The organism is Cedecea sp. (assembly GCF_036500665.1).
Classification (GTDB): domain Bacteria; phylum Pseudomonadota; class Gammaproteobacteria; order Enterobacterales; family Enterobacteriaceae; genus Cedecea.
In genome coordinates, this window is sequence record NZ_DASYBS010000094.1 from 1 (window position 1) to 10,794 (window position 10,794).

The 10,794-nt window shown below is 51.3% G+C and carries 8 protein-coding genes and 1 pseudogene; 4 read left to right on the forward strand and 5 right to left on the reverse strand.

All coding sequences use genetic code 11. The annotated features are described in order from the left end of the window. Positions 1 to 273: 273 nt before the first annotated feature. Complete coding sequence (locus VGM55_RS14800; RefSeq protein WP_331635896.1) at positions 274 to 1,377, forward strand: acyltransferase; 1,104 nt, start codon at positions 274 to 276, stop codon at positions 1,375 to 1,377. Positions 1,378 to 1,403: 26 nt separating this feature from the next. On the opposite strand, the gene VGM55_RS14805 is transcribed toward VGM55_RS14800, so the two are convergent. Together VGM55_RS14805 and VGM55_RS14810 are read right to left on the reverse strand one after the other, a co-directional pair. After that, a complete protein-coding gene (locus tag VGM55_RS14805; protein ID WP_331635897.1) occupies positions 1,404 to 2,621 on the reverse strand; it encodes an IS4 family transposase in 1,218 nt (405 codons plus the stop codon). Between the two features lie 376 nt (positions 2,622 to 2,997). Next, positions 2,998 to 3,117: pseudogene (locus tag VGM55_RS14810) on the reverse strand (transposase); the annotation flags it as partial. A 22-nt stretch (positions 3,118 to 3,139) separates the two neighbouring features. On the opposite strand from VGM55_RS14810, the gene VGM55_RS14815 reads away from it, so the two are divergent. Together VGM55_RS14815 and VGM55_RS14820 are read left to right on the forward strand one after the other, a co-directional pair. Next, positions 3,140 to 3,622: a hypothetical protein gene (locus VGM55_RS14815; protein ID WP_331635898.1), complete on the forward strand. Its 483-nt coding sequence runs from the start codon at positions 3,140 to 3,142 to the stop codon at positions 3,620 to 3,622. Between the two features lie 667 nt (positions 3,623 to 4,289). Then, positions 4,290 to 4,529 (forward strand): hypothetical protein, encoded by a 240-nt coding sequence (locus VGM55_RS14820; protein WP_154186135.1) that lies wholly within the window; start codon positions 4,290 to 4,292, stop codon positions 4,527 to 4,529. A gap of 237 nt (positions 4,530 to 4,766) precedes the next feature. Here VGM55_RS14820 and VGM55_RS14825 read toward each other — a convergent pair whose 3' ends face one another. The 3 genes from VGM55_RS14825 to ydiJ all read right to left on the reverse strand — a co-directional run bounded on the left by VGM55_RS14825 (position 4,767) and on the right by ydiJ (position 9,210). Further along, positions 4,767 to 5,591: a CPBP family intramembrane glutamic endopeptidase gene (locus VGM55_RS14825; RefSeq protein ID WP_331635899.1), complete on the reverse strand. Its 825-nt coding sequence runs from the start codon at positions 5,589 to 5,591 to the stop codon at positions 4,767 to 4,769. Positions 5,592 to 5,746: 155 nt separating this feature from the next. Next, positions 5,747 to 6,157: a 1,4-dihydroxy-2-naphthoyl-CoA hydrolase gene (gene menI / locus VGM55_RS14830; RefSeq protein WP_331635900.1), complete on the reverse strand. Its 411-nt coding sequence runs from the start codon at positions 6,155 to 6,157 to the stop codon at positions 5,747 to 5,749. Next, entirely contained in the window at positions 6,154 to 9,210 is a 3,057-nt protein-coding gene (gene ydiJ / locus VGM55_RS14835; protein WP_331635901.1) for a D-2-hydroxyglutarate dehydrogenase YdiJ, read from the reverse strand. Before ydiJ ends, menI begins: the two co-directional genes overlap by 4 nt. 203 nt (positions 9,211 to 9,413) lie before the next feature. Here ydiJ and ydiK point away from each other — a divergent pair, with 203 nt between their 5' ends. Then, complete coding sequence (gene ydiK / locus VGM55_RS14840; RefSeq protein WP_331635902.1) at positions 9,414 to 10,532, forward strand: AI-2E family transporter YdiK; 1,119 nt, start codon at positions 9,414 to 9,416, stop codon at positions 10,530 to 10,532. Positions 10,533 to 10,794: the final 262 nt, after the last annotated feature.

Here is a 10,794-nt window from a genome sequence, read left to right on the forward strand (position 1 = left end):
CGTTAGCGGAGAATGTCTTAAGACACTCCCCGCTAATTTTAAAGCAAACGGTGCTGAGCACCGTTCTTAATCACCTCGCCAAAACCTACCGAAATATGGTGTTGGTTTATTAGCGCTGATTTATGGGGATCCCTCAGCACCTGAGTGGGTTTACTCATGACCTGATGGTAGATGTCAGGCGGTGGGAATACCGACCAAGTTGATAACTTCATTTAGTGACAAGTATGAGATTGGCATTTAAAATATCGTAAACATTAAAATAGTGGCGACTTAATGAACAAAATAAATTCCATACATTATCTGAGGGGTCTTGCGGCTCTAGCGGTTGTCTTCTTTCACTTAAGAGAAAACTTGAATCATGTTTATGCTCAAAGTAACTTAGGTGATTTGTTATTTTTATCTGGCGCTGGCGGTGTTGATATTTTCTTTATAATATCAGGATTCATAATCGCGCTTTCTACAAAAACTAAAACGCAAAACAATACAACAAACTATTTCTTGAAAAGATTTTTCAGGATTTACCCACCTTATATAATAATGCTGCTGGCGTATTGCTATTGGGTTGCACCCGCTGACTGGACAGTATTTTTAAAATCAGCATTATTAATTCAATTGAACTATGCAAGTGAAGCGCCATTTTTCGGATATAGCATTCTGCTTCCATCATGGACTTTAACATACGAAATTTATTTCTATATGGTATTTATGATTGCCATGTCCATAAGCCATAAATATAGAACTGCACTTTGTATATTAATGCTTATAGTTCCAATGTTCCTGCTTCAGTACCATTTTAATGGTGAATTTGATTTTTATGGAAAAGCAGCAGCAAACATCAACGACCCTAGTCTACCCGGAGGCTTTCTTCGCTTAATATCGTCACCTATGATGATTGAGTTTGTTTATGGAATGCTGCTTTATGAGTTCAGATCTTTACTGAAGAAAGTTCCTATTGTAAACATTGTTGCCTTCCTGTGCGTATCTTTTTATGTTTCCTGCTTCTTGTCAGGATGGCGTTTTTTCTATGGCCCGATGAATTTCGGTTTATGGGCGATAGTGCTTGTATTCGGCGTCATGTCTTATGAGGCACAAAAGGGCTTGAAAGAAAACAAGGTGTTGAACTTCTTAGGTGACATCTCTTACTCATTATACATCTCCCATGCTGGTTTGATCACTGTGCTGGGCACATTCTGTCCAGACATGCCCGTTTATAGTCAAGGGCCAGGCATTGGGAGGCTTATACTAATGACAGCTTTGTCTATAGCCTTTGCTTACTTAATTTTTAGGTTTATAGAGACACCATCCATAAATTTAGGAAAGATTGCTATCAAAAAATTTTGCAGCAAAAACTCATTGACTGTTAAAAACCCCGCTTAGCGCTGAGGGATCCCCATAAATCAGCGCTAATAAACCAGTACCATAATCCGGTAGTCTCTGGCGAGGTGGTTAAGAACGGTGCTCAGCACCGTTCGTCTTAATATTAGCGGGGAGTGTCGCATGATATTCTCCGCTAACGTCAGATACGAAATTACCCGTCGCGATTTAATACTGTTGACCTGATACCTCAGATGTAATCCTTTATTTTCAGCGTGATAACCTATAAGCCACAGCACTATTGTGCTCAGTGTCGCCAGCAGGCTCAGGACCAGCATTCTTTCCGCTGAACGACTGTAGCTTGCCCGCAGCCCGAACCCGAAGCGCTCGCTTTTCTCATCCCGGAAGTTCTGCTCTATCTGCATACGCCGACTGTATAACTTCATTATTTCTCGTGGCTTAAAGTCGTCTGTACTGCTGAAGATAAGCCAGGGCTCTTTTGCTGCTTTTCGGGCATCACGGACCTGTGATTTACGATGGATTCGACACCGTGCATGTTTATGTTTGCGTTCCCGGGACGGCCATTTGTGAAGATAAAAATGTCCGTTGCAGCGTGCATATTCCGCTCGTCCCAGCGTCCCGGCCCCGAGATGGACAGGGCGCTCCCCTGCTTTAATTACCGGGTGTTTCTGAGCTTTGATATCGGAGACGTCGTGCCAGCATTCACCTGTATTATGTAGTCTGAACTTCACCCTGCCCCGGACGCGACCAGTGAAGTCCCATCCCAACTGTTTTATATGACTGAACCAGGCATTCTGGAAACCGGCATCAGTCACTATAATGACCCGCGCTTTTGGGTTTACCGCATCGGCAAGAGCATCAAGGAATGCGTTTTGAATTCGCACATTTTGCTGTTTTTGCGAAGGAATAATCCAGCTCAGTAACGGAATGGAACGCCCGTCGCAAAGCAAGCTGGCACGGAGGACGTGATATTCCTGTGATGGATAGCCACTCCAGTCGACTGCGATGACACACAGTGATAACGGGTTTGTCAGCATGGATATAATGCTCTTAAAAATCAGGGGAATATCGCGATGAAGCACTTCATTCCCCAGCAACCTATCAACACGTTTAATTTTGTTTTTAACCTGAGCGGTTCCGGGTAAATAACGCCCGATACTGGTCAGAGTCAGTGATGCACCACGGGTTAAGGCAACAGTGGCATCAAGAAGTGCATTTTGTCGGTATTTGTGGAATGGCACTAAAGCATCATGAAAGAAGTTCTGACATAATTGACGGGCAGGCATAGAGGTGATCTCATTGAACTGGTTGCACAATCAGTAGATCACAAAACTCTATGCCTGTCTTTTTTTACCCGCCCATTACTGGGGATTCCTCAGCGCTTAGCGGGGTCATTTTTAACATAGTTGCACCGTTCCTGTTAGTGTGTACTCCCCGCCAGTACTGGTGAAAGGACCGATTTCCAGCCTTACAAATCCATTGCTATTTGTAATGCTGGTTGTGATTGAAGTCTGGGAGTCTGCACGCTTCAAGTTCAACCCGTAGATATCTCCAAAAATAGTATAATTGCCGGAACTTGTCGTGATAACCAGGTGAAACTTTGCAAAAACGGTATCCCTTAAAACAATTTTTGTATCCAGCAGCACAATTACGCTAGATGAACCAGGAGAAAAAGGTGGCGTCGGAAATGGCGTGCTTACGGCAGAGCTCACGGGCAGAAATCCCGGCTTCAGCCTCGCGGAGGATACTGATGATCTGTTCGTCGGAAAAACGCTTCTTCATGGGGTTGTCCTCATGTGGCTTATTGACGCTGCCCCCCGATCTTGTGCTGCTCTTTAAAGCACTTATCACTGCAGATGGCGTGCTGCTGAGGATGGATCCGAAGTTCGATATCCTCAGCATTCTGCGTCCCGTAATTAAAAAAGAGATGCGGAAACGCTATACCCGTATCGGAAGCCGCAAACGCCTGCTTAAACTGGGCAATCAGCTTATGGATGGCGGAGACGCCCTGCCGCAGACTTTACGGCTGGTGACGCAGAGGCTGCGCCACGGCAAATTGCACGCGGATATTAACATTGAGAACATTAGCCAACTGGGCAAATCCCTGGAGCGGGCAGCATCAACGTTAGCACTTGCCATTGTGATAGCGGCGCTGATGATGGTGATGACGCCGTGGTTATTCGGCCTTAACTGGACACTATTTGGTATTCCGTTCTTTCCCGCCCTTGTTTTCTTATGCGCTATCGTGGGGAGCGCATGGCTGGTGGTCAGGCTGTTAAGGCGGTGACTCAAGGCCTGGGCTAAAGACGTCTGAATGCTATTTAAAGGTCTGCGTATACGGGATCGTGGATTTGATACGTAGATTCACCACCAAATATAATCGTCTCGCTCAATGAAGGCCTCCATGATTCCGTCGTGCATTTCGGTAATGATGAATATCCCCGCGTATTGCAGTTGAGTCGTTTCAGACGAATCGTCCATGCATCCTACGGCCAGCGCTGGCAGGCCATACCGCCATCAGATCCCTCGCTCTCGTCGCGTTCACAAATCGGTTGAACTTTCCTCACCGGTGCTGTCAGCCCGCAAAGCGTACGTTACATCAACGTTAGCTCACTGATTGAAAAATGAGCACGCCGACGCTCCCCACCGGAGAGCACTGCCCCCTGGATGCCTCTGGTAGAAATACCGTATTTTTCCATGAGTAAATTCAGTGATAACGGGCTCATTGTAACACTTGGGCCGCTACCATCTGAGTATATTATTGACACAAGGTGGCGGGCTGAATATTTATATTGACGCAAAAATAAAATCAAAAATAAAAATCATCACGCAGATTTATCAGGAAAAACTCCACGCAGCGGCGAGACTTAAATTCTAATATGGATATGACCGCTGACAAAGAGTGTCGGCTGGTTATTATCAATCTTGTTAATCAAACTAAGGAAAGACCAATTATGCGTAAACTTACCATGATGGCTGCAAGTGCCTTATTGCTGACATGTTCATTCTCTTCCCATGCGTTCTTTTGGATGTCAGATTATACCTGCAAAGGCACGCATAAAAATACCGGGGAGCCGCTACCAAACGTGCAGGTCAGGGCATTCACTGAATATGGAGCAGGACTCCAGGCCATTCTGATGTGGAGCGGGCAGGCGAATCCTTTCGCAGTCTACTGTGAGAAGAAGCCGCTTTAATTCCTTAAAGTTACAACGCCATTTATTCTTTAATTAAATACCACTAATACACTGGCATTGAATCTCAGGAAATAATACTTTTCCTGTCGATGCCAGTTTTATATCCCGATCCTTCCCTGCGAGAAATTCTCCTCACTGCCTAACGCCAAATAGATACTTGCCGGCCCTGAATTCATATCAATAAAATGACAGGTGATAGCGGCAATAAAAAAACACGTAGATTATTGCCGCGACCCATCACGGCATCACATGCCGCAGCACAGGATAGGTAAACAGCAATAAATGGGTAATGTTCAGCCCGACGTGAAACGCCACGGCAACCCATAGCCGCCCGCTCCACATCCACGCCAAGCCATAAATAAGACCGGCAAGCGCAGCGAAAATAATCATCAGTGGCCCCCCGGCAAAATGGAGTCCACCGAATATCGCGGCTGAAAGAATCAGCGCCATAACCGGATGCATAAAGCCGGATAAACGCTGCTGGAGATAGCCCCGGAACAACGCTTCTTCCGCCAGTGAAACAAAGAAGATATTGGCAAACAGGAACGGCAGCAGCCACTGCGGGGCATGCGGTTCAATCTTCAATCCACCCAGCGCCACCGCCAGCAGCAGCAAACCGGGGATCAACGCAACCAGCAGGATCCACCAGGACTTCGCAGGCTGATATTTCGGCTCGCTGACAAACAGCGATTTCATCCCCACCAGCAGAATAAAGGGCACCAGCGCTTTGTCGAAGTTGTAATACATGGAGAACGGCGCGCTTTGCGGCCCGGCAATAACCGAGTCCAGCACCTTTGGATTATGGAAACCGGGAACAGCATGGAGGGTCAGCGCTACCGAGGCGACAACCAGCAAAAATTCAAGCGCGTAGCGCACGGGTTTTCTGTTTACGGCTTTTAAATAAGCGACGGCAAGCACGGTGATTACCGCCAGTGAAGCCAGCGCCCGCCAGTCGAGTACGCCATCAAAGGCCCCCCACACCACCGTCGCCAATAATAAGCCGAGAGAAATCTTTTTATTAAATTGCAAAACCAATAAGGCCGCAGCCAGTAATATCCACATAGTTTGTCCTTAAATTTATAAACATCCTGCGGCGGGCTTTGTAGCAAAATTAGCTGCGGATATATAGTTTTTTAAGAAAATTATCACATGAAGAAATTACAAATGGACAACCCACGCCCCTGATGGCTGAGCGTGGGCTTATTTCAGCTATTGATTTACACCACCGCCGTCGTCAGGCGAGAAGTGCAACACAGCTGGTCTTGCTGATCGTAAATATCAATTTGCCACACCTGATGACGACGGCCGGCGTGTACCGCCCGGCAAACGCCGCGCACAACGCCGTCGCGTGCTGAACGGATGTGGTTGGCATTTACCTCAAGGCCAACCACCTTCTGTTCGCCTTCGGTGCACAGGTATCCTGCCACGGAGCCCAGCGTTTCCGCCAGCACCACCGACGCACCGCCATGCAGCAGGCCAAACGGCTGCAGGGTGCGCTCGTCCACCGGCATGGTGGCCTCTATTTCGTTGTCATCAAAACGCGTAAATTCGATACCTACATGGCCGACCATATTGTTCGCGCCCATTTTATTGAGCGCGGCAAGCGTGGCTTCACGTCGCCAAATCATCCGATAATCTCCAGAAGAGCCTGTAATGGATGCCGTACGCCGTTGCCCTCAACGCGCTTGACCTGGCTGCGGCAGGAGTAGCCGGTTGCCAGACAGCGGTTGCGCGGCAGGCGTTGCATCGCCTGGTGCCAGGAGAGTTCATAGATGCCCAATGAATTAGCGAGATTCTTTACCTCGTGACCGTAAGTGCCAGCCATGCCGCAACAGCCAACGCTGACGTTCTCGAGTTTCGCGCCAAAACGAGCAAAAATGCCGGCCCACTGGTTCGGGGCCGCCGGTAAAGCAGTCACTTCGGTACAGTGGCCGAAGAGGTACCATGCTTCTCCCCCTGCGCCCTGTACTTCCCGCTCTTTCAGCACGGTCTGGAGCCACTCGTGCACCAGCTGAACCTGAAAATCACCGCGTTCTTCACCTAATGTCTGTTTATACTCATCGCGATAGCACAGCACCAGCGCCGGGTCGACGCCGACCATCGGCATGCCGAGTTTCGCGATGCGATTAAGGAGCTCAGAGGTTTTGCTCGCCGTGCGGGCAAAACGCTGCAGGAAGCCTTTAATGTGCTGTGCTTTACCGTTCGGCGAGAACGGCAGTACCACCGGCTCAAAGCCCAGTTTGTCCGCAAGCTTAATAAAGTCTGCCACTACCTGAGCATCGTAATAGCTGGTGAACGGGTCCTGCACTACCAGCACCGTTTTCGCCCGCTGCTCGTCAGAATAGCGCTCCAGCTGTTCCAGCGTCGTGTTAGCGGAGCGGTGGCCAACCATTTGCTGCTGCAAGGTCGGCGTGGAGAGCATCGGCAGGTCAACCATGCCGATATGCCGGCGGGAGAGGTTCTGCACCCACGGCTGGCTCATAAAGAAGTTAAAGGTTTTCGGCGCACGTGCCATCAGCGGCGCATAGCTCTCAACCGAAGCAACTACGTGATCGCGCAGAGGACGCAGATAACGGGTGTGATAAAGCTGCAGGAAGCGAGAGCGGAACTCCGGTACGTCGATTTTAATCGGACACTGGGTGGAACAGGCTTTACAGGCCAGGCAGCCGGACATCGCCTCTTTCACCTCATGGGAAAAATCATACTCGCCTTTATTAGCATGCCAGGAGTTGCGGGTGCGCTCAATCAGCCCACGCAGGCTGGCACGCTGTTCCGGCAGCTGTTTTTCGAGCTGCAGCGGGTCTACGCCGCGCTCGGCCAGCAGGCGCAGCCATTCGCGGGTTAGCGTTGCGCGTCCTTTCGGCGAATGAATGCGGTTGCTTGAAATCTTCATCGACGGGCACATCGGGCTTTTCACGTCGAAGTTAAAGCACAGGCCGTTGCCGTTACATTCCATCGCGCCGCGCCATGAGGTTCGCACCGCGATGGGGATTTGCCGGTCGAACGTGCCACGTTTTACGGCATCCACCTGCATCATCGGGTCGTCCACGCCGAGCGGCGGGCAGATTTTGCCGGGGTTGAGGCGGTTTTCCGGATCAAACGCGGCTTTAATGCGGCGCAGCTCTTCATACAGCGTTTCGCCGAAGAAAGCAGGACTGTATTCGGCGCGGAACCCTTTGCCGTGCTCACCCCACAGCAGGCCGCCGTATTTTGCCGTCAGCGCCACCACGTCGTCGGAGATGCTTTTCATCAGCATCTCCTGCTGCGGGTCACACATATCCAGCGCCGGGCGAACATGAAGCACGCCCGCATCAACGTGGCCAAACATCCCATAGCTGAGGTTATGGCTATCCAGCAGCGCACGGAATTCAACAATGTAGTCCGCGAGGTGCTGCGGCGGCACGCAGGTATCTTCGGCAAACGGAATCGGTTTTGCCTGCCCTTTTGCGTTCCCCAACAGGCCAACGGCTTTTTTACGCATGCCGTAGATTTTTTCGATGCCGGCAAGCTCATCGCAAACCTGCCAGCCAATCACGCCCCCCTCGCCTGCGGCCATCAGCGCATCAAGGCGCGCGCGCAATTCGCTCACCTGACCATCAATAAGCGCCTGGTCATCTCCGGCAAACTCCACGATGTTCAGGCCTAGCATCTCTTTATCCGGCACGTCGGTAATCAACTCGCTCACCGAGTGCCAGACGATATCCTCCCGCGCCAGGTTCAGCACTTTGGAATCGACGGTTTCTACCGACAGCGCCCGGGCATCGACCATGAAAGGCGCATTACGCAGGGCTGAGTCGAAGGAGTCATATTTCACATTCACCAGGCGGCGCACTTTCGGCAACCGGGTGATATCCAGCTTCGCCTCGGTGATGAATGCCAGCGTACCTTCAGAGCCGGTCAGAATACGCGTTAAATCGAACTTACTCAGATCGTCATTAAACACGTGCCGCAGGTCGTAGCCGGTGAGGAAGCGGTTCAGTTTGGGGAATTTATCGATAATCAGCTGACGCCGTTTGCGGCATCGCTCAAGCACGGTGCGGTAGATTTTTCCGCTCGTTGTCTCCTCGCGGGCCAGCTCTTCGGCAAGCGGCGTCGCCATCTGGTGGGTATCCAGAATATCACCGTTCATCAACACGGCACGCACGCCCAGCACGTGATCGGAGGTTTTACCGTACACCAGCGAGCCCTGCCCGGAGGCATCGGTATTGATCATCCCCCCCAGCGTGGCACGGTTACTGGTGGAAAGCTCCGGAGCAAAGAAATAGCCGTGCGGCTTGAGGAACTGGTTAAGTTGGTCTTTAATGACGCCCGCTTCCACCCGCACCCAGCCCTGTTCGGGATTGATCTCGATAATACGGTTCATATAGCGGGACATATCGACCACAATGCCGCCGTTCAACGACTGGCCGTTGGTCCCCGTCCCGCCGCCACGCGGGGTAAACACCAGCGTGTTAAAGCGCTCTTCTGAGGCAATGCGGGTAATAAGCGTGACGTCGGCGGTTGAACGAGGGTACAGCACCGCATCCGGCAGCAGCTGATAAATACTGTTGTCGGTCGCCATGGTCAGGCGGTCTGCGTAACTGGTGGCAGTATCGCCGGTAAAGCCCTGTTGCTCCAGTGATGCTAAATAGCTGAGCACCAGCTGAACGACGCCAGGTGCCTGAGAAAGTTGTGGGATCATTGACGGGTCGACCCTGTGTTGCTTAGTAAGAGTTATCGTTTGCGTGTCTGTTTTGTTTTTATCATATTCCGTCAGGATTTGCGGCTGTTATTTAAGATAATGGGATGCGAATTGCGCCTGTCAAAAATCAAAGAAATACATCATCATTAAATTATCACCTTGCGAATTTAGCGCGGGTGCATTTTATTGAGGTGATTCTTCCTATGATTAAAGTCAGTCAGCCAAAGGATCTGCTGCAGATCCTGCTGTCCGTGCTGTTTATTTCGGTGATGATTATCGCCTGTCTGTGGATCGTGCGCCCCTTTGTTTTAGGGTTTGCCTGGGCCGGGACTATCGTGATTGCCACCTGGCCGCTGCTCATCAAACTGCAAAACCTTCTATGGGGAAAACGCTCGCTCGCGGTGCTGGTGATGACGCTGCTCCTGCTGATGCTGTTCGTTATTCCGATTGCCATGCTGGTGAACAGCCTGGTGGACAACAGCGGCCCGGTCATTAACTGGGCGACGAAAGGACATATGGAGCTGCCGACCTTTGAGTGGCTGCACAGCATTCCCCTCATCGGCGACAAGCTTTACAGCGGCTGGAATACGCTGGTAAACAGCGGCGGCAGCGCGATTATGGAAAAGGTTCGGCCGTATATCGGCTCGACCACCAGCTGGTTCCTCGGCCAGGCCGTGCACATCGGTACCCTGCTGATGCACCTCGGCCTGATGCTGCTGTTCAGCGTGCTGCTCTACGCGAAGGGTGAAACGCTGGGCAACGGTATTCGCCACTTCGCCTTCCGCTTAGCGGACAAACGAGGTGATGCCGCCGTGCTGCTGGCAGGCCAGGCTATCCGCGCCGTCGCGCTCGGCGTCGTCGTCACCGCGCTGGTTCAGGGCGTGCTGGGCGGCATTGGCCTGGCCGTCTCCGGTATTCCTTACGCAGCCCTGCTCACGGTGCTGATGGTGCTTAGCTGCCTGATTCAGCTTGGCCCGCTGGTGATTCTGGTGCCCGCCATTATCTGGCTGTACTGGAGCGGCGATACCACCTGGGGTACGGTGCTTCTGGTGTGGAGCTGTGTTGTAGGCACTATGGATAACGTCATTCGCCCGATGCTCATTCGTATGGGCGCAGACTTGCCGATGATCCTGATTCTCTCTGGCGTTATCGGCGGGTTAATCGCCTTCGGGATGATCGGTCTGTTTATCGGCCCGGTACTGCTGGCGGTTTCTTATCGCCTGATTTCGGTCTGGATGCACGAGGCGCCGGCTCCGCAGGACGATCCGCAAGAAGTGGTAGAACTGCTTGAGGAGCAGGAGACGCTGAGTGTGAAGAAATAAGGGTATGGGAGGGTTTGTGGTGTTCCATAGCCAAAGCTCCCTTTGCTCCTTTCTGGGGATGATATTTACAAGCCCCAGATTTTCCGTTCACCTTGCGAGCCGTTTTCCCTGCACGTTCAGTGCACGGTGAACGTGCCAGGGAGAAAGCGCCATCTCCCTGGCAACCCTGGCGCCCGGCAAGCTCATCGCCGCTGAAGCGGTAAACCCACCGGCTATCACCCAAACATTCGGGGTCGTTCGCGATTCGTTCCCGACGATCGCT

Excerpts from the sequence above, each read along its gene's own strand:
- VGM55_RS14800 (WP_331635896.1), top strand. The coding sequence starts at position 274 with ATGAACAAAATAAATTCCATACATTATCTGAGGGGTCTTGCGGCTCTA.
- VGM55_RS14805 (WP_331635897.1), bottom strand. The coding sequence starts at position 2,621 with ATGCCTGCCCGTCAATTATGTCAGAACTTCTTTCATGATGCTTTAGTG.
- VGM55_RS14820 (WP_154186135.1), top strand. The coding sequence starts at position 4,290 with ATGCGTAAACTTACCATGATGGCTGCAAGTGCCTTATTGCTGACATGT.
- VGM55_RS14825 (WP_331635899.1), bottom strand. The coding sequence starts at position 5,591 with ATGTGGATATTACTGGCTGCGGCCTTATTGGTTTTGCAATTTAATAAA.
- menI (WP_331635900.1), bottom strand. The coding sequence starts at position 6,157 with ATGATTTGGCGACGTGAAGCCACGCTTGCCGCGCTCAATAAAATGGGC.
- ydiJ (WP_331635901.1), bottom strand. The coding sequence starts at position 9,210 with ATGATCCCACAACTTTCTCAGGCACCTGGCGTCGTTCAGCTGGTGCTC.
- ydiK (WP_331635902.1), top strand. The coding sequence starts at position 9,414 with ATGATTAAAGTCAGTCAGCCAAAGGATCTGCTGCAGATCCTGCTGTCC.